Annotated in this window: 23 protein-coding genes and 1 tRNA gene; 14 read left to right on the top strand and 10 right to left on the bottom strand. The window is 66.8% G+C overall.

Features of this window, described 5'->3' with window-relative positions; all coding sequences use genetic code 11:
• Positions 1-34: 34 nt before the first annotated feature.
• On the bottom strand, positions 35-1309 hold the full coding sequence (gene lysA / locus IPG14_RS15795; protein WP_343392460.1) for a diaminopimelate decarboxylase: 1275 nt from the start codon (positions 1307-1309) through the stop codon (positions 35-37).
• 80 nt (positions 1310-1389) lie between these two features.
• The gene (locus IPG14_RS15790) at positions 1390-1980 is read right to left on the bottom strand and encodes a hypothetical protein (RefSeq protein ID WP_343392459.1); all 591 of its coding nucleotides are present in this window, start codon (positions 1978-1980) and stop codon (positions 1390-1392) included.
• Between the two features lie 104 nt (positions 1981-2084).
• Between IPG14_RS15790 and IPG14_RS15785 the strand changes: the two genes are divergently transcribed.
• On the top strand, positions 2085-2621 hold the full coding sequence (locus tag IPG14_RS15785) for an inorganic diphosphatase (protein ID WP_343387101.1): 537 nt from the start codon (positions 2085-2087) through the stop codon (positions 2619-2621).
• Positions 2622-2787: 166 nt separating this feature from the next.
• Here the strand turns inward: IPG14_RS15785 and IPG14_RS15780 are convergent, their stop codons facing one another.
• Positions 2788-5268 (bottom strand): hypothetical protein, encoded by a 2481-nt coding sequence (locus tag IPG14_RS15780; RefSeq protein ID WP_343392458.1) that lies wholly within the window; start codon positions 5266-5268, stop codon positions 2788-2790.
• A gap of 159 nt (positions 5269-5427) precedes the next feature.
• On the opposite strand from IPG14_RS15780, the gene IPG14_RS15775 reads away from it, so the two are divergent.
• Together IPG14_RS15775 and IPG14_RS15770 are read left to right on the top strand one after the other, a co-directional pair.
• Positions 5428-5525, top strand: a tRNA-Sec gene (locus IPG14_RS15775).
• A 137-nt stretch (positions 5526-5662) separates the two neighbouring features.
• Positions 5663-6106, top strand: coding sequence for a universal stress protein (locus IPG14_RS15770; protein ID WP_343387103.1), 444 nt, complete (start codon positions 5663-5665; stop codon positions 6104-6106).
• Between the two features lie 73 nt (positions 6107-6179).
• Here IPG14_RS15770 and IPG14_RS15765 read toward each other — a convergent pair whose 3' ends face one another.
• Positions 6180-6719: a hypothetical protein gene (locus IPG14_RS15765; RefSeq protein ID WP_343387104.1), complete on the bottom strand. Its 540-nt coding sequence runs from the start codon at positions 6717-6719 to the stop codon at positions 6180-6182.
• Positions 6720-6847: 128 nt separating this feature from the next.
• The gene (rsfS, locus tag IPG14_RS15760) at positions 6848-7249 is read right to left on the bottom strand and encodes a ribosome silencing factor (RefSeq protein WP_343392457.1); all 402 of its coding nucleotides are present in this window, start codon (positions 7247-7249) and stop codon (positions 6848-6850) included.
• On the opposite strand from rsfS, the gene mnmA reads away from it, so the two are divergent.
• Complete coding sequence (mnmA, locus tag IPG14_RS15755; RefSeq protein ID WP_343392456.1) at positions 7238-8350, top strand: tRNA 2-thiouridine(34) synthase MnmA; 1113 nt, start codon at positions 7238-7240, stop codon at positions 8348-8350. The two genes, rsfS and mnmA, sit on opposite strands and share 12 nt — an antisense overlap.
• Before the next feature lie 34 nt (positions 8351-8384).
• Here the strand turns inward: mnmA and IPG14_RS15750 are convergent, their stop codons facing one another.
• Positions 8385-9635 (bottom strand): ATP-binding protein, encoded by a 1251-nt coding sequence (locus tag IPG14_RS15750; protein ID WP_343392455.1) that lies wholly within the window; start codon positions 9633-9635, stop codon positions 8385-8387.
• Between the two features lie 146 nt (positions 9636-9781).
• Between IPG14_RS15750 and IPG14_RS15745 the strand changes: the two genes are divergently transcribed.
• On the top strand, positions 9782-10597 hold the full coding sequence (locus tag IPG14_RS15745) for an alpha/beta hydrolase (protein WP_343387108.1): 816 nt from the start codon (positions 9782-9784) through the stop codon (positions 10595-10597).
• A gap of 9 nt (positions 10598-10606) precedes the next feature.
• On the opposite strand, the gene IPG14_RS15740 is transcribed toward IPG14_RS15745, so the two are convergent.
• The 3 genes from IPG14_RS15740 to IPG14_RS15730 form a co-directional block, all read right to left on the bottom strand.
• Positions 10607-11398, bottom strand: coding sequence for an AAA family ATPase (locus tag IPG14_RS15740; RefSeq protein WP_343392454.1), 792 nt, complete (start codon positions 11396-11398; stop codon positions 10607-10609).
• Positions 11399-11465: 67 nt separating this feature from the next.
• Positions 11466-12626 carry a CaiB/BaiF CoA-transferase family protein gene (locus IPG14_RS15735; RefSeq protein WP_343392453.1) on the bottom strand — a complete coding sequence of 387 codons (1161 nt, stop codon included), beginning with the start codon at positions 12624-12626 and terminating at the stop codon, positions 11466-11468.
• Positions 12627-12670: 44 nt separating this feature from the next.
• Positions 12671-12922 carry a hypothetical protein gene (locus tag IPG14_RS15730; protein WP_343392452.1) on the bottom strand — a complete coding sequence of 84 codons (252 nt, stop codon included), beginning with the start codon at positions 12920-12922 and terminating at the stop codon, positions 12671-12673.
• 165 nt (positions 12923-13087) lie between these two features.
• On the opposite strand from IPG14_RS15730, the gene IPG14_RS15725 reads away from it, so the two are divergent.
• The 8 genes from IPG14_RS15725 to IPG14_RS15690 all read left to right on the top strand — a co-directional run bounded on the left by IPG14_RS15725 (position 13088) and on the right by IPG14_RS15690 (position 20115).
• Positions 13088-13993, top strand: a complete 906-nt coding sequence (locus IPG14_RS15725) for an MBL fold metallo-hydrolase (RefSeq protein WP_343392451.1) — start codon at positions 13088-13090, stop codon at positions 13991-13993.
• Positions 13990-14568 (top strand): hypothetical protein, encoded by a 579-nt coding sequence (locus IPG14_RS15720; RefSeq protein ID WP_343387113.1) that lies wholly within the window; start codon positions 13990-13992, stop codon positions 14566-14568. The genes IPG14_RS15725 and IPG14_RS15720 overlap by 4 nt, the downstream gene beginning before the upstream one ends.
• Before the next feature lie 36 nt (positions 14569-14604).
• A complete protein-coding gene (locus IPG14_RS15715) occupies positions 14605-15843 on the top strand; it encodes an aminotransferase class V-fold PLP-dependent enzyme (protein ID WP_343392450.1) in 1239 nt (412 codons plus the stop codon).
• Between the two features lie 151 nt (positions 15844-15994).
• A complete protein-coding gene (mscL, locus tag IPG14_RS15710) occupies positions 15995-16384 on the top strand; it encodes a large conductance mechanosensitive channel protein MscL (protein ID WP_343387115.1) in 390 nt (129 codons plus the stop codon).
• A 90-nt stretch (positions 16385-16474) separates the two neighbouring features.
• Positions 16475-17233: a 23S rRNA (guanosine(2251)-2'-O)-methyltransferase RlmB gene (rlmB, locus tag IPG14_RS15705; RefSeq protein ID WP_343387116.1), complete on the top strand. Its 759-nt coding sequence runs from the start codon at positions 16475-16477 to the stop codon at positions 17231-17233.
• 86 nt (positions 17234-17319) lie between these two features.
• Positions 17320-18222 carry an ABC transporter ATP-binding protein gene (locus IPG14_RS15700; protein ID WP_343389226.1) on the top strand — a complete coding sequence of 301 codons (903 nt, stop codon included), beginning with the start codon at positions 17320-17322 and terminating at the stop codon, positions 18220-18222.
• Positions 18219-19082: an ABC transporter permease subunit gene (locus IPG14_RS15695; protein ID WP_343392449.1), complete on the top strand. Its 864-nt coding sequence runs from the start codon at positions 18219-18221 to the stop codon at positions 19080-19082. The genes IPG14_RS15700 and IPG14_RS15695 overlap by 4 nt, the downstream gene beginning before the upstream one ends.
• 166 nt (positions 19083-19248) lie before the next feature.
• Entirely contained in the window at positions 19249-20115 is an 867-nt protein-coding gene (locus IPG14_RS15690; protein WP_343392448.1) for a universal stress protein, read from the top strand.
• A gap of 10 nt (positions 20116-20125) precedes the next feature.
• Here the strand turns inward: IPG14_RS15690 and IPG14_RS15685 are convergent, their stop codons facing one another.
• The gene (locus IPG14_RS15685) at positions 20126-20707 is read right to left on the bottom strand and encodes a metallophosphoesterase family protein (protein ID WP_343389223.1); all 582 of its coding nucleotides are present in this window, start codon (positions 20705-20707) and stop codon (positions 20126-20128) included.
• A 276-nt stretch (positions 20708-20983) separates the two neighbouring features.
• Here IPG14_RS15685 and IPG14_RS15680 point away from each other — a divergent pair, with 276 nt between their 5' ends.
• Complete coding sequence (locus IPG14_RS15680; protein ID WP_343392447.1) at positions 20984-21736, top strand: SAM-dependent methyltransferase; 753 nt, start codon at positions 20984-20986, stop codon at positions 21734-21736.
• The last annotated feature ends 39 nt before the right edge of the window (positions 21737-21775 follow it).

Raw genomic sequence — 21775 nt, 5'->3', positions numbered from 1 at the left:
CTTCCGCGGGCGAGGGCAGCGAGTTGGACGGCGGCTACAGGGTTTCGTCGCACTCGCGGGCGACGATGTCATCGAGGGTCTCGCGGCGGGAGATGAGGCTGGCGCGGCCGTCCTGCCAGTACACCTGGGCGGCCCGGCCGAGGGAGACGTAGTTCGAAGACATAGCCGCGCCGTAGGCGCCGGCATCGTGGAGGACGACAAGGTCGCCCGGTTCCGGACGGGGGAGGTCACGCGGTTCGAGGAGCTCATGCTCATCCCGGGTGAAGACGTCGCCGCTTTCGCAGAGCGGCCCGGCGACCACGAACGGCTCCAGCGGCCGTGAGGCGCCCTTCCCGACGATCGAGATGGCGTGGTAGGAGCCGTACATCGCGGGGCGGATCAGGTCGTTGAAGCCGGCGTCGGTCATGATGAATTCGTGTCCGGGGCCCTTCTGGTTAGTGCGCGTGGCTTTCACATCCTTCACGCGGCCGACGAGTAAGGCCATACCGGCGACGGGGTAGCGGCCGGGTTCGATTTCGACACGGACCTGGCGGCCGGCGGACTCGGAGAGGGCGCGCTGGGCCTCGACGAGGATGACCTGGTAGTTCGCAAGATCGTAGTGGCGCGCGCCGGGCCGGTAGGCATGGGGGATACCGCCGCCGAGGTTCACGGCGTCAGCTTCGGGATAGGATGCCATCAGCTCTTCGAAGACCTCGGCGAGGTGGCGCATGTTGCGGTCGAATTCTTCGATCTGGGGCCCGGTGCCAACGTGGGCGTGGAGAGCAACGACGGGAAAGCCCGCATCCTTCGCCATGGCGCCCGCGACGGCGTGGTCTTCGTACCAGATGCCGTGCTTGGAAGATGGGCCGCCGGTATCGCAGGCCTGGACATGGCCATGGCCGAAGCCGGGGTTGATGCGCAAGGCGACCGGCCCGCGATAGCCCGCTTCGGCGAGCTCCCGGATCATGCCGGGGGACCCGACGTTCGGGAGGACGCCGTTTTCGATAACCGCGGCAAGCGCGTTATCACGGAAGACATCGGCCGTGAACATGACAACCGGCGGCTCATTGCCCATCGCGAACCCGGCGCGCTTCGCCCGAAGCACCTCGTTGCCGGAAACAGCGTCGATCCACATCCCGTTTTCGTTCGCGACTTCGAGGACTTTGCGGGCGGAGTTTGCCTTCACAGCGAAGCGGCACTGAAGGCCGCGCGGCTGTGTCAGCGAGGCCAGCTCGCCGAACTTCTGGCGAAGGATGTTGCCGTCGTAAAGGTAGAACGGAGTGCCGGCCTTTTCGGCGATCTCCATGAGTGGGTACTGCGTCAGGTCCATGCGTTCAGCTTAATTCACCGCCGGGATTGGACCACGAGGCGCCGATGCCGGAGGAGCGTGACCCCCGCGCGCGGGGTGACCTACGCCGGGACGTAGAGGCGGCGCGACCGCACGCGGTTCTTCCGGCCGTAGGTGTGGAGGAGCTGGCGGAAGGCCGTGAGCCTGGCACGCGCCCAGGCGGCGTAGTGCTCGCTCGCCTCCGGGTCGAGATTGAGTGTCCCGGTCGTGGCCGAAGCAAGTTCGAGAGCGGCATAGGCGCTTGCGCCGGTGACGAGGATGTCGACCAGGTGCTCCGGCAGGGTCGAATCTTCCTCATCGAGGGTGTGTGCGGCGGTGTAATGGACCCTGGCCCCGGAGCCGTCCGGCGCTGTATCCAGGTGAAGCGCCAGGGTCGAGCCCCAGACGGAGAAGCCTGCGTAGGCGGGCGGGAATTCTCCCACGGGGTATTCGACGGCCTCGACTTCGAGCATTCCCTCGAACTCACCGATGGCGATGTCGCGACTGCCAGCGGTGGTGGCGATGGTCGCGGCCTGTTCCCGCGGGATGGCCAGGCTCAGTTCGCCCAGGGCATGCGCGATGTGCCGTTCGAGCTGGTCGTCGGGCCAGCGTTGGGAAGCCGTATCGGAAAGGTCCTGCCGCACGCGGTCGCGCACATCACTCAATGTCACCATACGGCCGAAGTTAGCGACGGCGGGAGCAAACACGAACCGTGGATTGTCACTGGCGGGGTACACTCGGGGCTCTACCTCATGAACCCGAACTGGAGCGCGCGACTATGCACCCCTGGCACGACATCCCGGTTGACCCGGCCGTACTGGAGACGCATCTGCCCGTCGTGGTGGAAATCCCGGCGGGGAGCAAGAACAAGTACGAGCTCGACAAGCCGACGGGCATCTTGAAGTTGGACCGCGTGCTGTATAGCTCGGTGCACTATCCCGCCAACTACGGGTTCATCCCGCGGAGCTACTGCGACGACGGCGACCCGCTGGATGTGCTCGTGCTCGGACAGGAACCGGTGCACCCGCTCACGCTCATCTTCGTGAGGCCGATCGGCGTGATGCACATGCGCGACCAGGGGAAGGCGGACGACAAGATCCTCGCGGTGCACGCAAATGACCCGGCGGTGAACCACATCCTGGAACTCGAGGACGCACCTCCCCACGCGATGACGGAGATCCACCGCTTCTTCCTGGACTACAAGGTGCTGGAGGAGAAGGAGGTCGTGGTCGACCCGTTCGAAGGGCGAACGCGCGCGTTGGCCGTCATCCGGCAGGCCCTGGTCGACTACGAAACGTTGCGGGCGAAGGGGTAGGCGCGACCGGGCGACGGGCGCAAAGAACGATCACGGTGCCGGGATCATGGGATTCCCGGATGGGCGGCGCACGGCCGCCGGGCGACTCTGGAACGGTGACGGCACCAGAACTCGCAGCCAGGCCCCCGGTTCCCCGGGGGCCTTCGCCGGTGCGTGGCGCCGTGCCTCAGTGGCGGTGCTTCACTCCTACGATGGTGGCTCCAGCGCAGAGTCCCATGGCGGCCCCCAGCAGGAAGACGAGGTTGGCAGTGCCGGATACCGGGCCAACCGCTCCGCCGCCTGTGCGCGGGACGATTGGAGTCGGCGCCGCCGGCCCGGGCGTCCGTTCGCCGAAGACGGTGCCGCTCGGGCGGGGCGTGTTCGTCGGAAGGACGGTGGGAGTGGCCGTGGGCACGATCCGGGCGACTGGCGTCGGAGTCGGCTCGATTGTCGGCACCTGGGGCGGGCGAGGCGGCGTGTTCTCCCGGGTCTCGTTCACGAACACGACCTCCGTACCGGCAGTGAGCGCCGGGGTGACGCCGTCGACGGTGGCCGGCGTGACCGGCAAGTAGCCGGGGGCGCCGGGGAGGGCCAGGTCTTCGGCGATGACGTAGTCGGTGCAGAGTGGCAGGCCCGCGAAGGTTGCCGCGCCTTCAGAACCCGTCCTGGCCGTGACATCGACCGCGCAGGCTGCCGAGGTCACGCGGACGGTCCAGCCGTCGTCGTCCTCCAGGTTCCTGGTGGAGACGCCATCGAGGACGTTGTAAGTCTCCTTGCGGACGAAGATGCTTCCCCTCGGCTGGTTGTAGTAGCGGACCAGGCGTGTCTGCCCGCCGATGATAACGACGGCGCTCGCCGGGTTCGTCCCAATGGCGGCGCCATCGAGGGTGACGCGCGTAATGCCGTAGCCCGGCCTCGCGCTCTCGGCGACAACGACGACGGTGCCCGCATCGATGCCAGAGGCGTAGTCAGCCACCTGCCCGGAGGCGTTGGTCAGGCGGACCTGGTTCGCCGCGGGGATGCCGTTGCCTGAAGTGGTGAACTCCCAGGCTTCGAGCGGACCTTCGCCGGCATCTCCGGAGTCGCCATCGCCGTTGATGTCGAGGTGCTTCTCGATGATGAGGCCGCCGGTACCGAGGCTGCCGCAAGGCACGTTCTGAAACGTCCACGTCTGGACTTCCCCGGGCGTATCGATGACGGCATCGGCTGGGGGACTGACCACCGTGTAGTAGGTGTTCTCAGTAGCGCAACTCGATGCATCGCGGGCGAGCAGTTCGGCCACGGCGACGGGCGTCGCGCCGAGCGCAATCGGCCCGGAGACGAATGGGGCACCATGCGATGCCTGCACGGGGTTGGGGTAGGCCACGCCACCGGGTGCGGCGAAGTTGCCGCTGACGGTGAAGTCCCACGCCTGGCCGGCGGCGCCGCTGACACCATCGAACTTCTCGATCCGGACCGTCCCGTACGGTTCGTTGCAGAAACGGAACTCGGAGGGCGGCGCGGCGACCATCGCGGCGGGGGCAGTGCACTCCCGCCAGCCCGGCTGCGGGGTCTCGCCGACGGTCCCGGCCCACAGGTAGGGGACCGTGCAGGTCACGCTCCAGGTCGAGGGGCCCGTCTTCACGGGCAGCTCGCAGGACGTGCCTTCGGCGGGTGCGAGTGTGAACGCGGGCACGTCGCCCGCCGCCGGGACGTAACCGCCCAAATTCGCGAAGGTCTTGATGATGGTGATATCACGCCGGGTTACAGCGGCCTTATTGAGGAAGGTGACGGTCACATCGGCGGGCCCGGCGGGGACCAATGCTGTCGTAGCACCTTCGACCTGCGCGCCGCCGTTGAGCGAGTACCGGGGGTAGCCGGCGGCATCGGCCCAGCCGGACGGCCGGCCGGGCGTTTCGACGACATCGAACGCCTGGTCGTTTGGGACCTCGATGGCGGTGCAGCTTTCAGCGCCGGTTGTGCCCTCGGTGTCCGGGGCAGGTTCGGCAGCGGCGTTCGAACCGGAGACGGCCGTTGAAGCGGAGGGCCGAAGCTCGAAGCCGTAAGCGAAAGGACCGGCGGCAACACCATCGCCGTTGCCGACCACGACCTTGCAGACCTTCACGGTGCGGACGGTCCTCGGTGCGTTATACGCGCAGATGTGGAAGAGGCCGGTGCGGTTTCCCTTCGTGGCCCAGTACTCGGCGGGGATGTGGAGGATCGCGCTGCGGTCCATGGTGGAACCATCGAACGGCTGCTGGTTGCACTTGTCGTTGCCGCTGTCGCCGTCCCCGTCGGGTACGAACCAACCGAAGAAGTCCTGGCCGGCGGGCATGCCCGTCTCCTTCACCCACAACTCGGTGAGCGGGAGCGACGGGCTGTTCTTCCCGAGTTCGTCGAAGGTGGCAATCGCGTTCGACCCGGCCTGCGCATCGGCGAGAGACGGGTACACGGTATATGTCCAGGCGCCCTGGCCAACTCCCTGGTTCTGCCACGGGGCGCTGGCGTTCGGCGGGTCCTTGGGCAGGTATTTGTGGACCTGGATGGTTCCGGCGGCGACGTGAGCATCGGCGGAGCCGGTATCGCGAACGAGCGCGGCGCCGCTGAAGACGGCAACCACGGCAGCAACAAATGCCACGACGAACGCCGCGTGGCGAAGCGACTTCCAGGGCTTGAATGACAGTGCCAACGAGATACTCCGTTCTTGTGGTCCGGAATGCCGGGGTAGGCCCCTGTATGGAGTGACGGCTGAAGTGGCCCTAGCACTCATGCCCAAACGGGCCGAACAGGCGGATCCAAGGGACATCCCTGATTCGCCGCCGTTGCCACGCCCTGCTACCGTCGGCGCGGGAGTGGAGGGGGCCCGGTGGCTTCCGCCGTCTTCAAAACGGTTGCGCGGCCGCACGAGCGGTCGCGGGTGGGTTCGACTCCCATGCACTCCCGCCAGCAGGCAAGGTGTCAGGTGGGCGGCAGCCCGGGCCGGGCGGGCGTGTTTTCCGGCCCGAACGCACATCGCCGGCGGTGGCCGAAGCGGCGAGGATGACTTCCTGGACGTTCTACCGGGGCGGAACCAGGAGGCCCGCATGTTCGAACTCAATGAGGTACTGGTGCCGGTCGATTTCTCCATTGCTTCGCGCGAGACATTTGCGCGGGCGCTCGCGATGGTCGATGGCGAGAGCCCGGCCGTGATCTTGCTGCACGTCATCGACCCGGTGCTTGTCGAGGCGATCAGTTCGGTGACCGGGGAGCCGGCGGCCGCGGTTGTGGGCAGGCTGCGCGCCCGGGCCGAGGACGAGATGGCAGCGATGGCCGATTCCGCCGCAAGCGTCGAGATCGTCCGGATGGTGACCGAAGGCACACCGTTTTACGAAATCGCACGCCACGCCGATGAGCTCGCCGTCGACGCTGTAGTCATCGCGAAGACCGGCCAACGCGACGCCCGCGAAGGGCTCTTCTTCGGCTCAACGGCGGAAAAGGTGGTCCGTGCCTGCCGGGAGCCGGTCATCGTGCTGACCCACGACGCCTGATCGCCATGGTCGGACCGGGCGCGCTTCGCGAACGGATCCTCGAACCGATGCGTGCGCGGCCGCGGCCGACCTGCTAGACCTCCTGGAGGCTCCAGCCGACGCTGTTCAGCATGACGCCCATCACCATGATGGCGAGCGCCAGGGCGAGGGCAAGGACACTGGTGATCATGGAGGCGATACGGGCGCGGCGGACTTCGTCCGGGGAGATGCGTTCGCCGTTGGCCTGGGCTTCGAGGCGCTCGAGCTGGCGCGGGCCAAGCCAGAACATGTGGGCCGCGAGAGCCGCCACCATGACCGTGAAGAGCGTCATCTTAATGATGAACACGACGCCGAAGCGGAGGGCGGTGAAGCTCACAGATTCGTCGACTGCGTAGTAGTCGCGCCAATCGATGATGAGATAGGTGCCGGCGCAGACGAGCAGGACGATCCCGGCGCCGCCGACATAGCCAAAGCGGCGGGTAATCGTCCGCATGGCCTTCACGCGTACGCGCAGGTCATCAATATTCCGGGAGGCGGGGATCCATGCATAGGCCATGAAGAACTGGGGACCGACCAGCAGGGCGACGCCCAGGATGTGTACCCAGATGAAGAAGATGTGCCAGAAGTTATCCAAGCGGTGCCCCCGAAGCCGGATAGCCGGTGCGATCAATTAGACAGCATGGGGTTCGAGCGCCCAAGACACCCGGTCGATTGAGGGTTTCGATTGGGCGAATACACGGGCCCGGCCCGTGGATGGCGGACTCAGTCGGCGAAGCGCACCACCGGGCTCGTCCGGCCCCAGAGTTCTTCGAGCCGGTAGTAGGAGCGCTGGTCGGGCGAAAAGACGTGCACAATGAGGTCGCCGAAGTCGAGCAGCATCCAGCCGTTATCGCCGCTGCCCTCGCGATGGCGCAGTTCAACGCCATCGGGGAGGAACTCCTTTTCAAGGTAGTCCTGGAGGGCACTAAACTGGAGAGGCGATTGCGCGCTGGCGATCACGAAGAAGTCGGTGAACGAAGCCGTCCGGGAGATATCGATCAACGCGATATCGAGCGCCTTGTGGTCGGAGAGGACATCGACAGCCCGTTGGGCGAGTAACTCGGATTCCAGAACGCGCGCTCCTTCGACTCGCGAATCTACGAGACGGACAGAATGGTAGCACAAACGAGCCCTCGCCCCCGTGTCGTGGTCGGTATGTCCGGCGGAGTCGATAGCTCCGTCGCGGCAGCGCTGTTGCATGAGCAGGGGTACGAAGTCATCGGCGTGACGATGCGCCTCTGGACTGAAGAGCGTCCGGAAGAGTTCAGCGGCCACCAGCAGTGCTGCAGCGTGGAAGACATCGACGATGCCCGGAGGGTGGCGGGGCAACTCGGCATCCGCCACTACGTGATGAACTTCGAACAGGAGTTCCGCGAGCATGTCGTCGACCCATTCGTGGCCGAGTACGTGGCCGGGCGGACGCCGAACCCCTGCGTCCGCTGCAACGAGCACATCAAGTACCGCGCGTTGCTCGACCGGCTGCCTGCGCTGGATGCGCAGTACGTGGCGACCGGGCACTACGCACGGGTGATTCACGACGGCCCGGGCGGGCAGCACCGGCTGCTGCGCGGCGTGGATGCGAGCAAGGACCAGTCATACGTGCTTTACATGCTCGGGCAAGAGCAGCTCGGAAGACTCCTGTTGCCCGTGGGCGAGCTGACCAAGGACGAGGTACGGGCTCATGCTCGGCGCCTCGGACTCGACACAGCGGCGAAGCCGGATAGCGTGGAGATCTGCTTCGTTCCGGGGAACGACTACCGGGCGTTCGTCGAAGAGCGCGCCACGCTGGCGCCGGGCGAGATGCGCGACGAGACCGGCGCGGCCATCGCGGAGCACCGCGGGGTGGCCGCCTACACCCTCGGTCAACGCAAGGGGCTCGGCATCGCCACCGGCGAACCGCGCTATGTCACGGGCATCGATGCCGCGCGCAACATCGTCACCATCGGGCCGGAAGACGACCTCTTCGCGGACACTGCGGAGGTGCTGGAAGTGGCCTGGATGGCGGGCGACGCACCGGGCGCGGGTACGAAGCTGGAAGCCAAGGCGCGCTACAAGGCGGAGCCGGCGGCAGCGATGCTCATCGAGGCCGGCGAAGGGCGGGCCGTCCTTCGCTTCGATAGACGCCAGCGGGCGTTGACACCCGGGCAGGCGATTGCCTTTTACTCGGGCGAAGAAGTCCTGGGCGGAGGGACGATCGAGCGGGCGTGGCGAACAGAGGGGGAGTGAAGTGGTTGAAAATCCACCACTGAGTGGTGGATTTTCAACCAGAAGGATCCATCGGGACGGCCCCCCAACGCCAGAGTCCGTCGATCGGCATTGCCCAGATCCGGTCGCCGAATGGAAGCGTTTGCTCGCCCGTGTAGAGCAGCACTCCACGGACGAAGCGGTCCGGGTAGTTGTCGCGGATGAACTCGAGGCCGCGGAAGTCGCGCCGGTCGGGCGAAGCTGTCGCCTTCACTTCGATGGCCACCACCCGGCCGTCGGTCGATTCGATCACGATGTCGACCTCTGTCCCGGTGTGAGTACGCAGGTAGTACAGCTGGGCGAGCGTATCCGCCCACTCGAGCTGCTTCCGCAATTCCATCATCACGAAACTTTCCAGCAGCGGACCGAAGAGCGACCGCTCCATGCGCAGCCGGCCGGCAGTCACGTTCTGGAGGTCGGCGAGCAGGCCGCTATCGAGCAGTGTGAGCTTCTCGGTCTTCGCGGTGCGCGCCGTCAGCTGACGCGACCAACCCGGTACGGCCTGCACAACGTAAGAAGCACTGAGCAGATTCAGGTAGCGCCGGAGGCTCGTGGCCGGCAGGTCCAGGCTGCGCGCCAGCGAAGCCACGTTTGCGATACCCATCGCCTGGGCCGCGACCCGTTCCAGGAGCCGCGGCAACTCCGCGAGGGCATCGATATCGGAAAGGTCACGCACGTGGCGCTGGAGGACGGTTGTCGAGTAACTGCGGAACCAGGCGTGGCTCCGGCGCAGGTTGGCGCGGCCGACCACTTCCGGGAACCCCCCTTCGAGCACCCGCAGGATGAGGTCCTGCTGGGTGAGCAGCGACGGCCCGAGCACCGGCGGCGCCGGACCGAATGCGACATCGATGAAGCCTTCGCGCATGCCCGAAAGTTCGCCCTGCGAGAGGGGCCAGAGCGTCAGCACTTCCATCCGTCCCGCGAGCGTATCGGAGAGATTTGGCAGCAGGAGGACGTTCGCCGACCCGGTCAGGATGAAGCTGCCGGGCCGGCGGTCGCGATCCACGTGGTACTTGATCGCCCGGAAGATCTCGGGCACAAGCTGGACCTCGTCGAGGATGGCGGGCCGGCGGAGCGCGCCGATGAACCCCTGGGGATCGGCGCGGGCTGCTGCCGCCGTCACGACGTCGTCGAAGGTCAGGTAGTCGCCCTGGACCACGGATTGGACCAGGGTGGACTTACCCGTCTGGCGGGCGCCGCTGACCAGGACAACCGGCGTATCGGTCAGTGCATCGCGCAGTGCCGTGCTGAGCGTTCGCTGGTACATGGCTCCATTCTAGACCACTCAGTGGTGGATTTTCCACCACTGAGTGGTGGATTTTCCACCACTTCTCGGCTTGCACACCAGCCCCGGCGGAGAGCGGCGGCGATGCCGCGTATACTCCCGCGCCACCACCCTTTCGAGGCGCCACCGTGACCGACTTCCCCATCGACCAAACTGCAATGCTCGGCGGACTCCGCTTCCACTACCGCGAATGGCCAAACCCGGGCGCCCAGGCGCTCGTCCTCCTGCACGGGTTCACGGGCCACGCACGGTCGTGGGAGTCGTTCGCGCTGGCGATGCAAACGAAGTACCACGTCTACGCACTGGACCAGCGCGGGCACGGTGATTCGGCCTGGGCCGAGGACTACTCGGCGACCGCGATGGTGGAAGACGCCCAGCGCCTGGTCACCGCCCTGGGGCTGAAACGGTTCGTACTGCTCGGACTCTCCATGGGCGGGCGCAACGCCTACCAGTTCGCCGCGACGTACCCGGAGGAGGTCGAGCGGCTGGTGATCGTCGACATCGGCCCGGCGATCGCGGCAACGGGCGCGACCCGGATCACGAGCGGCGTGCGCGCGAACGACGTGTTTGCATCGGTGGAGGAAGCGGTCGCCGCGGGCCGGGCCGGGAACCCGCGCGCCGACGAAGCCGAGCTCCAGCACCGGACCCGGAACAACCTGATGCTGCAGGAAGATGGCACCTGGACGTTTCGCTACGACAAGGCATTGCGCACGAACAACCTGCCTCGTCCCGCCGCCGGCGACGCCTGGGCGATGCTCCCGAAGATCAAAGCGCCGACGCTCCTCATCCGCGGCGAACTGAGCGACGTGCTGGCGCCGGAAGTGGCCGACCGCATGCTCAAGGAGATCCCGGACTGCAAGTTCGCGCTCGTCGCCGGATCGGGCCATTCGATCCCGCTGGAGAGCCCGAAGGGCTTCCTCGAAGCCGTGCGGACGTTCCTTTAGGGGGCCTGGTCATCCGTCGATGCCCGCTTCGCATGGCTCTTCAGCCATTCTTTTGTCGAGGAAGCCCGCCGGGTCGGCGCAGAACGCCCGCCAGAGCGTGAAGTGCTCCGTGTCTTCCAGCCGGGTGGCCTGGAAGCCGGCGTTGGTGAGTTGGAGGAGCCGCGCGTTTGGGTAGGCCATCAGCATCGGCGAGTGCGTTGCCATGATGACCTGGCAGACACCCGAGCGGTCCATACGCCGAAGGATCTTGAGGAATTCGATCTGCCGCGTGGGCGACAGCGCCGACTCGGGCTCGTCAAGGATGAAGATGCCCTGGCTATCGCAGCGTTCTTCGAAGAAGCGCAGGAAGCCCTCGCCGTGGGAGTGGGAAAGGAAGTCGGGCGGCGGGCCTCCATAGAGGAGCGCCATCTCGTCGAGATAGCGGGCGACGGAGAAGAAACTCTCGGCCCGGAAGAACCACCCCCGGGTGATCTTCGGAAGCCAGCTTGCGCGCAGCGCCCCGGCGAGGCTGCCGCCCATCACCTCCAGCGCATGCGAGTGGTCAACCGGTGCGTAGCCCTTGCCGCCTCCGGCGTCGTCATAGCCGGCGAACGAGGCGATACCCTCGAGGATGGTCGACTTGCCGGTGCCGTTTTCGCCGACGATGACGGTGATTGCCGAGTCGAAGGTGAGGTCGAGCCCATCGCGCAATAGCGGCAGGTTGAACGGGTACCGATCCCGGCGAGGGATACGCTCTTCATCGAGCCAGACGCGACGGAGGTATGGCGCGGGGAGCCGAATCGGGCGCTGCTTGCGGGCCATCACGTACCGCCATGGGTGGGCTGCCCGGCAGCATACCGGGTGGGCAAACCAACGTACGGCGCGCCTGTCACACCTTCCCGGCGACGAGCACCGGCGCCCATTCGGCGCGGGCGGCGGCATCCAGTCCAAGCCATTCGGCGAGGACCTCTTCGTTGTGCTCGCCTTGCCAGGGCGCGGGACGACGCAGACCGCTTTCGGCTGCCGAAAAGCGATAGGGTGATTGCACGATCGGGCGGGTGCCGCCCGCGCGATCGTCGATCTCGATGATCGCGCCGCGATGGCGCGCTGTCGGCTGTTCACGGATGTCTTCGCTGCGGCGGACGTCGCCCCACGCGATGTTCAGGCGGTCGAGCTGGGCCGTGAGCGTGGTTCGGTCCGGGAGCGAGAGGATGTATCGCTGGACGGCCGCATGGCGGTGGTCGCTCTTGGCGGCCACGCTGGCCCCGGCCTGCGAAGGGTCGGCGATGCCGAAGGCACGGCTGAACTGCTGCCAGATGAGGCGGAAATCGGCAGAGATGAGGATCGGCCCTCCCGGCGCGTCCCAGACCTCGCTCGCGAGCACGCGCGTCGCCCACGAGTTTTCGAGGGCGTAGTGGAGGAAGTCGTCAGTTGCCAGGGTGGCATCGAACATCGCCATGTCGATGTGCTGGCCGAGGCCGGTGCGTTCGCGCATCCAGAGCGCGGAGAGCACGGCCACCATCCCGTGGAGCGCCGCCTGCGTATCCGACGCGGAGAAGGCGAGATCGACCAGTTGGCCGCTCTTGGTATTGCGCGCCTGGCGGTCGATAAGACCGGCTTCCGCGTGGATGACCGGGGCGAAGGCGGCGCGCTGGGCCTCGGGGCCTTCCTGGCCGAAGCCGGAGATCGAGAGCATCACGAGGCGAGGGTTGGCCTCGCTCAAAGCGGCGTAACCGACACCCAGGCGGCCAGCCACGCCCGGCCGGAAGTTCTCGATGACGATATCGGACTTTCCCGCCAGCGCCTTGACTAGCTCGGCCGCTCGCGGCTTCGTGAGGTCGATGGAGACATTGCGTTTCCCGGCATTCTGCTGGTGGTAGTAGCCGGGATTGCCGCCGATGTCGGCTCCCCAGAGGCGGGTGGTGTCGCCGTCCGGGGGTTCGAGCTTCACGACGTCGGCGCCGAGGTCGGCGAACATGCGCCCTGCGAAGGGCCCGGCGAGGACGCGGGACATGTCGAGGACGCGCAGCCCTTCGAGTGGGTAGCTCACCGGCGCAATCCTACGCAGCGGTTCCAGCCGGGGCCACGGGCGGTTCAGTCGAGGCGGAAGACGAAGCCTTCAACGAGGATGGCGAAGGGCTGTCGGCCCTCGCCGCCGTCGTCGCTCGCTGGTTCGGCGGCGTTCAGACGGGCGAGCATCTGCTTCGCGCGGTCTTCGTCCTCGTGCATCTCCTTGCGCCAGGTCGAGTTGTCGGTATCGGCGATCTCCATGCGCAGGTCGGAGATGTAGCGTTCGAGGATCTGCTTCAGCAGGACGAAGTCTTTGGACGAGAGCACCAGGTCCATCAAAGGTACCTCCGGGGGAGTGGCAATCACGGTAGCGCCCGGCGAGGACGCAGCCGACGGCCGGGCGACCCATTCCTGGCGACCCGAAAGGGCGGTGTTCGACGCGCCCAAGCGGTCTCGGTAGACTCCGAATCCGTTGCACCTTGCAACCCTTCGAGGAGTCCAATGCCACAGACCTTCGACATCGTCTTCCTCGGGACGGGGAGCCCGCTGCCGAGCATGGACCGATGCGGCGCCGGCCAGGTCGTCATCGCGGGCGATACGCACATCCTCGTCGACTGCGGTTGGGGTGCTGCCCGCCGGATCCTTCCGGCCGGGATCTCGGCCGGGCAGATCGACACCGCGATCTTCACCCACATGCATACCGACCACATCACGGACTTCCCGGACTTCCTCTTCCTGCGCTGGACCTGGGGGGCGACGAAACCGCTCCGTGTCTACGGGCCGGAGGGCACGCGCGAGATGGTGGAAGGCTTCCTGATGGCGCTTCGGCGCGACATCGGGTTCCGCCTGAAGCATCACGCAGGGAAGCTCCACCCGGACGGTATCAAGGTCGAAGTCACCGAGATCCCGACGACGCCATCTCCGACCCGCTTCCTGGAGATGGGCGGCCTCCAGATCGAAAGCTTCGAGGTCGACCACTTCCCGGTCGTCCCCGCCTTCGGATACCGGGTGTTGTGGGACGGCCGCAACGTGGTCCTTTCGGGGGACACCTCGTTCTGCGAGTCGCTCGTAGCGGCGGCTCACGGTGCCGACGTGCTTGTGTGCGAAGCGATGAACGCCGAAATGCTCCAGGCACGCATTACCGGGCTGCGCGGGATGGGCCGCGAGCTGCAGGCGTCGCTCTTTGAGGATGTGCCCAGCTACCACCTGCCCACCGCCGACGTCGCCCGTCTCGCGAAGGAGGCGGGAGTCGGCAGGCTGGTCCTTTCGCACCTCATCCCGCCTATCCCGAACGACGGCCCGATGGTGGGCCAGTTCACCGCGGGTATGGACGCCGTCTACAAGGGCGTGATCCACGTCGCGAAGGACATGGAACGCGTGACGATCGAAAGGAAGGCAACCTCATGAGCACCGAGGAGATGTTCGTCGCCTCGCTCCGGAACCGCATCCGCGCCATGAACATCCTCTGGGAGCGGGCGGCCAGCGACCTCACGCTCGCCCAGGTGAACCATCACGAACGCGAAGGCGTGTTGCCCATGGCGTTCAGCTTCAGTCACTACATCAAAGCCCAGGACCAGGCGATCAGCCGGGTCTTCCTCGGCGAAGAGCAGCTCTGGATCAGCGGCGGCTGGGCGGAGAAGGTCGGCGTGAATATCGATGTCCTCGGCCGCGAAGAGACGGTGGAGGAGATGCAGCACCTCCGCTTCGGCGACTTCGAGCAGTGGAAGGCGTACCAGTTGCGCGTGATCGCGCGGACAGCGCACGCGCTGGACGGGATAAGCGCGGGTCTCCTGGCGGAGGTGCTCATGCCGCAGCTCCCGCCGAACATGCAGAACATTTTCTGCGCGATCGTCATCGGCCCCGGAGCGCCGCTGCGCAAGCTCGAAGTGCTGGAATGCTTCGTCTACCAGCATGGTCTGCGTCACATGGGCGAGATCGAGCACGGACGCGCGCTGGTGGGCCTGCAGGGGATGACGAGCTAACCCCCGCGCCGCGCTCCGCGCTGTAGACTCCGGCGCATGCCTCTTGAACTGCCCGCCCATGGCCGCCCCTGGCCCGAACTCCGCGACGAAATGGCCGCAATGCGCGGCAACGACCTGGACTGGAAGCACGGCCGCCACGGCGCGTATGTGTGGTATGCCAGCGACGAACTCGAGGATGTCCTCCGCGAAGCGTTCGGCATGTTCCTGGTGGAAAACGGCCTGGGCATGCGCGCCTTCCCCAGCATCGCCCGGATGGAGAACGAGACGCTGGCGATGGTCCGCAGCCTGCTCCACGGAGACGACGAGACCGCGGGCATCTTCACCAGCGGCGGGACGGAAAGCATCTTCCTGGGAGTACTGGCGATGCGGGAATGGGCGCGGCACGAACGGCCGGGCATCGTCCGCCCGGAGATCGTCGCGCCGCATTCCGCCCACCCGGCGTTGAACAAGGCAGCCCACCTGCAGGGGCTGACCGTGAGGCGCGTGCCCGTGGGGCCGGACTTCCGAGCCGACCCGGCTGCCCTCGAAGCAGCAGTCAACCAGAACACCATCGGCATGTACGCATCGGCGCCAACCTACTCGCTGGGGATGGTGGACCCGATCGAGGCGCTCGGGCCAATCGCAGAGCGCCGCGGTCTCTGGCTGCACGTCGATGCCTGCGTCGGCGGCATTCTCTCGCCATTCGTGCGCGACAGCGGGTACGCGGTGCCGGCGTTCGATTTCGCCATCCCCGGCGTGTCCTCGATTTCGGCAGACCTGCACAAGAGCGGCTTCGCGGCGAAACCTGCGTCGACCGTGAGCTTCCGGACGCGGGAACTGCGGGAGTTCGCGCGCTACACGTTCGACGACTGGCCGAGCGGGGTGTACAGCTCGCTCACGTTCACCGGCACGCGACCGGGCGGGGCGATTGCGGCCGCCTGGGCGGCGATGAACTTCCTGGGCCAGGAGGGTTATCGCGAAATAGCCGCCGCGAGCATGCGGGCGAAGCAGAAGACGATTGACGGCCTGGCGGCGATCGAAGGCGTGAAGGTACATGGGGCGCCACCGCTCTACGCCTTCAGCTGGGCCGCGAGTGGCGTGGACATGGGCGCTGTCGCGGGGGCGATGGCCCGGCGAGGGTTCATGTGCGGCCAGACGACGAGCCCGGCCGGCATCCACTTCATGGCCACGCCGGTGCACGAGGCGGCTGCCGATGCCTATGCGGCCGCCGCGGCGGAATCGATCGCGGAGGCGCGTGCCGGCGGCGCCGTGGGCAAGGCTGCCGCCTACAATTAGGCACGCGCGGATGGCCCGGAGAGGGCCGTCGGCGGGGGCGATGCGGCAATCTGCGCGCGCGCATGACAAGGTGCTCGCGGCGCCCGGAATTTGCTTGACGCGACCGAACAGGAATCCCTAGCATCCGCGCGCCGCAACAAAGGAGAAACGTATGAATCAGGGAATCATCAAGGAGTTCCGCGACTTCCTCTTGCGCGGGGACCTTATCTCGTTGGCCGTCGCGTTCATCATGGCGGGCGCCTTCGGCGCGGTCGTCGCCGTGTTCACCGACGGCATCATCATGGCCTTCATCGCCGCCATCTTCGGGAAGCCGAGCTTCGACAGCATCGGTCTCGATATCGGCGACGGGCGACTCGCAATCGGCTCGTTCCTGACTGCGGTGGTGAACCTGGTGATTGTCGCCGCGGCGGTCTTCTTCTTCATCGTGAAGCCGGTCCAGGCGATCAAGGACCGCCAGAAGAAGGAAGGCGAAGTGGTCCCGGACGCGGACGACATCGCGCTCCTGAAGGAGATCCGCGACCTCCTGAAGAACCGCCCCTAACAGCCTCCACCAACGGCGCCGGAAGACAGGGACACTTCAACGGAGCGGGTGTCCCTGTGTCTCCGCGCCCGCTTGGTGAATAATCGGCCTGTGCCAAGGCCCCGCCCAAAGCCCAACTCCACCCCGGACGACCTGGCGTTCGGCATCAACGCCTGTTCGATGGCGCTCGACGCCGGCTATGCGAAGTCGTTGCTGTATTTCGCCGAGACGAAGAACGAGCGCGTCTTCGAACTCGTGGAGAAGGCGAAGGACAAAGGCATCGCGGCACAGCCCGTCGACGTCTTCCGGCTGGACCAGCTCTCGGGCGAGGGCGTCCACCAGGGGGTTCTGGTCCGCCTCCGGGATGTCGAGCCGGTGGACCTCCGCCAGGTGGCGCGCGACGCCGGGAAGGCGTCACTCATCATCATCCTGGACCGGGTGACCGACCCCCAGAACCTGGGCGCCGTGTTGCGCACGGCGGTCGCCGTCGGCGTTAGCGCGGTGGTGCTACCGCTGCGGCGAGGGGCGCTGCTGACGCCCGGGGTGCACCGCGCCAGCGCGGGCCTGAGTTTCATTGCGCCGGTAGCTGCGCCCCAGAACCTGGCGATGGCGATCAAGACGCTGAAAGAGGCGAACTTCTGGGTGGTCGCGGCGGCGGCCGGCGAGGGTTCGCAGTCAGCCACGTCATTCGATTGGCCGGGGCGTACGGCCCTGGTGATGGGGAGCGAGGGCGAGGGCGTCGGCCAGCTCCTCATGAAAGAAAGCGACTTCTCGGTGGCCCTGCCGATGGACCCGCGCGTCGAATCGCTCAACGTCGCGGTGGCGACGGGAGCGCTGGCCTACCTGTGGCGGAGGCAGTGGCCGGGGTAGTTCGGGCCCCGGACCGTCCCTTTCGGCGGAAAGTTCGGGCCCATCCGGACGTGTACGCAGTCACGCCGCGGGCATACGCTCATTAAATGAGCGAAGCCGCCATCGAAACGCGCGGGCTGACACGGTCGTTCGGCGATCAGGTCGCCCTGGATCACCTGGACCTGCGCATCGAACGCGGCGAAATCTTCGGGTTCCTCGGCCCAAACGGCGCCGGCAAGAGCACGACTATCCGGCTGCTCCTCGACTTCCTGCGGCCCACTTCCGGGAGCGCTTCGGTCCTCGGGTTCGACTGCCGGCGGGAGTCGGTGGAGGTGCGGCGGCGCACCGGCTACCTGCCCGGCGAGTTGCGCCTCTACGGCGGGCTGACCGGCAACCAGACGGTCGCGCTCTTCACCGGGCTGCGAGACGGCAGGGTGGATCCCGCGCGCGCAAAGCGAATGGCGGCCGAACTCGAACTCGACCTGACGAAGAAGGCCTCCAGCCTCTCGAAGGGCAATCGCCAGAAGCTGGGCGTGTTGCTCGCCCTGCTTGGCCAGCCGGAGGTGCTGCTGCTCGACGAGCCGACCTCCGGCCTGGATCCACTGGTGCAGCGGGTGGTCTGGGAGATGCTCCGGCGCGAGGCCGAGCACGGCACGACCGTCTTCTTCTCGTCCCACGTCATGAGCGAAGTCGAAGTCACCTGCGAACGGGTGGGCATCCTCCGCGCGGGGAAACTCGTGGCTGTCGAGCCGGTGACGACGCTGAAGGGCCGCTCCGGGCGGCACGTCGAGGTGAGTTTCGCAGGGACGGCACCACCGCCGGCGGTGTTCACCGCCGCCGGGGTGCGCGAAATCCGGCGCGAGGTATCGACGCTTGAGTTCGAGCTCGCCGGCGAGATCGACCCGCTCCTGAAGGCACTCGCACCCTACCACGTGGTCGACCTGCGGACGGAACAGGCGACCCTCGACGAGATTCTCCTGCACTACTACGAGAAGGAAGCTGTGCGATGAACCGGCTCGTCCTGGCCCGGAAGGCGTTTCGCGATTCGCGGGTGACGGCGATCGGCGGGGGCATCCTGAGCTTCGCCCTGGCGCTGATGTACGTCCTGCTCTTTCCTTCGATCCGGGAGAGCTTCGAAGAGATGGACCTCCCGGAATACATGGAAAGCTTCGCCGGGGCGGCCGGCTCCTATTCGACCCCGGCCGGGTATCTCGCGACCGAGTTCTTCTCGGCGGTGCCCATCACGTTGATCATCTTCGCGATCGTCGCCGGGACGGCGGCGACCGCTGGGGAGGAATCGGCGGGGACCATCGACCTGTTGCTCGCCCAGCCGATCCGCAGGTGGCGGATCATCGTGGAGAAGGCGCTGGGCATCGCGGCTGCGGTGAGCGTCGCGCTGCTGGCGGGCCTTCCCGGGATCTTCCTCGGCCAGCGCTTCGTCGACTTCGACATCGGCCCGCTTCGGCTGGTGGCGGCGATGCTGGCGACCCTTCCCCTGCTCTTCCTGTTCGCGGCGCTTGCGATGCTTCTCGGGGCGGCGCTGCCAACGCGGGCGATGGCGGTTGCCGTGGCTACTGCCGGAGCGGTACTCGCGTACGTCGTCCACACGCTCGGCATACTCGTGGACGAGCTTTCGGAAGTGCGGAAGCTGACCCCGTTCTACTGGTCCGATGCATCGAAAGCGCTCATCGGGGACTTCGAAGTGTGGCGCTCGCTGGTGCTACTCGCGGTCGCCGCCGGACTCGTGGCGCTCGCGGCTGTCGCGTTCGAACGGCGGGACATCGCCGGCGGAAGGGAAGGCGGCTGGTGGAAGCAGTTCCGGAGAAGGCGAAAGGGCAGGGAGCACGCGCCTGTTGAGGCGGCGGGGTGAAGTCAGGTCCGGCCGCGAAGACGGCCGGCACTCGAAATCCCGTCGTCACACCGCTTTGCCACAATAGTGCGGGCGAAGGCGCCTCCCACCGCTTCTGGCCGTAGCGGCGCCAAGACCCGTACCATCGGACGTGGCGCCCGACGGGCCGAAATGGACAATAAGTGACATGAACATCCTCGTTTGCACCGATGGCTCGACCGGTTCGCTGGCGATCCTTCCCCACGCGGCCCGGCTCGCACGCGCGCTCGGCGCCCGGATCGTGCTGTCGCGCGTCCTCGATCCACGAGTCGACGCAGGCGACACGGTGACCCCACGGCTTGAGGACGCCGTCGCTCGCGTGAAAGACGAGTGGAGTGACTGGCTGCGGCAGACACTCGCCCGGGAAGGCATCGAAGGCGAGGTCCTCATCCCGGAGCGGGAGTGGGGCAAGGAGATTGCGGACGCCATCAGCGATGCGGCCGAGGAGACATCGGCGGCCATCGTTGCGGTTTCCTCCCGCGGGGCCGGCGCCATCCGCCACGCGCTCTTCGGGAGCGTCGCCCTCGGGATCATCTCCCGGGCGGACCTGCCGGTCCTGACACTCGCCGGGTCGCACCCGGCCAAAGCGGGCGTCGGCGCGTACCACATCGTTATCACTTCGGACGGCTCGCCGGATTCGCGGAGCATCTTCGGCGGCCTGGAGAAGCTCCTCGTGCCCGGTAAGACCAGGGTCACGCTGTTGGAAGTCGTGACGATGAAGGCCCAGGAGACCGAGGCCGAGGCACAGGCCCGGGCACTGCCCTATCTCGAATCCCTCCGGAGCCGGATCCCCGGCGGTGTGGAAGTCGCGATCGTGGCGAAAGCAGCACCGGCGAGTTCCAGGGTCGATTCGGTGATTGTCCAGGCCGCCAAGGAGTTCGGCGCAGACGCCATCGCCTCATCGACGCATGGGCACAGCGCCCGGCGCCACCTGGTTGCAGGAAGCACCGCACTCGGGATGGTGGAGAAAGCCGGGATGCCGGTCATCCTGGTCAAGAGCCAGCCGGTCGATTAGCGGCGGTGAGTCACCAGGGGCGGCGCCACTTGTTCCAGTTGAACGGTTCGATCCCGGTCTCGGTGAGCTGCCAGATCGTGGCGTCAGCCTTGCCCCCGTCGATCTCGAGGAAGCCGATGGTGCCCAGCTGGGTATCGAGGTTGCGCGGGTAGGTTGGCGAACCGGGATTCACACAGAGGACGCCATCGATCGTGTCGATCGCCTCGACGTGGGTGTCGCCGTAGATGAGGACATCGAGTTCGGTGGTGCCGAAGTAGCGGATCAGGGCCCTTTCCAGGGTCAGGTTCGGCGGGTACTGCGGGATCGGCACATCGTGGGTGAGGCCGACCTTGAGGCCGTCGAGGTCCAGCAGCCACGATTCGCGCAGGCGGTGGTGGTCGGGCTGCACCGGGCGCCCGCCGGAACCCTCTTCGCCATTGCCGCGAGCGGCCCAGGTCGGGGCGATGTCGTGCAACTGGTCGATGACGACGAGGTCGTGGATATCGCCAGCGTGAAGGATGCAATCCACACCCCGGAAGGCATCGAAGACCTGGGGCCAGAGTTCGTAGCGGGCTTCGGGGATGTGAGTGTCAGAGATCAGGCCGATGCGCATAGGTGTATTCAGGCATGAGCGAGGAGCAACGAGCAACGGGGAGACGGGAGCCTCTGCCCGGCCCGACGGCCGATGGCTTCCACTTTCACGGCAAGGACCACGCCCTCATCGCCGGGCGCTCGAAGGGGTGCTACGCGGGCGGGCCTGGACCGGGACGAGTTCTGTCGAAGTTCCTACAAAGCGCGTCACCTTTCCTTTCGCCATGCCATTTGTGTGGTAATGGCCACGGAAACTCTTGACACGCGAGCCACGGCGAAACAGCCTTCCCGGACTGGTATGGCCACACCTCACCTCGTCCTCGCCGGATACGGTATCTCCGGCGCCCTCCAGATCAGCGTCGAAGCGCAACGAATCCTCGCGCGTTACGGGGCCGCCTACACGCTCGGGCTACCGGCGAACCTCGCCGCGTTCCTCAAGTCGCAACGGGTGAAAGTGACCGACATCACCTCGCGCATCGCTCCCGGGACGGATTACGCCGAGTCGTACCTCGATATCGCGAACTTCCTGATCGGGCGGACAGAGCACGAGCGGCCGGTGGTATTCCTTTCGCCGGGCCATCCGTTGATGTTCAACGCCATCGGGCGGTACCTCGCGATGGAGGGCAGGCGACTCGAGCTCGGGGTCCAGGTGGTACCGGCGGTTTCGCCGCTGGAGACGATCATCGGGGGCATCGGCCTGGACGTTTCGACCTTCGGCCTGCAGGTGTTCGATGCGACGCGGCTGGTGGCCCGGCGCATGCCGATCAGTGCGCTTGTGCCGGCCGTCATCATGCACGCGGGAGCGTTCGGGATGACCGCGGCGCCCGCGGCGGAGGGCACGACGCCGGACCTGGCCCCGCTGGCGAATTACCTTTCGATGTCCTACCCGGCGGACCACGCGGTGAGCGTGATCAACATTTCGGAGCGCGGCCTGGGCGTCGCCTCGGTGGCGCTCGCGGCCCTGCCCGGCGCCGCCGCCCAACTCCAACCCGGCTCGCACCTCTTCCTCGACCTGGTGCGGCCACAACAACCTATGGGGAACCCGGCCTGAGAAGGGCCGTCCTGACCACGCGAATTCCCGGAGGAGGGA

It is taken from the genome of Candidatus Amarobacter glycogenicus, assembly GCF_016704105.1.
Taxonomy (GTDB): Bacteria; Chloroflexota; Dehalococcoidia; order Tepidiformales; family Tepidiformaceae; genus Amarobacter; species Amarobacter glycogenicus.
This window is presented reverse-complemented; position numbering and strand designations above follow the sequence as displayed.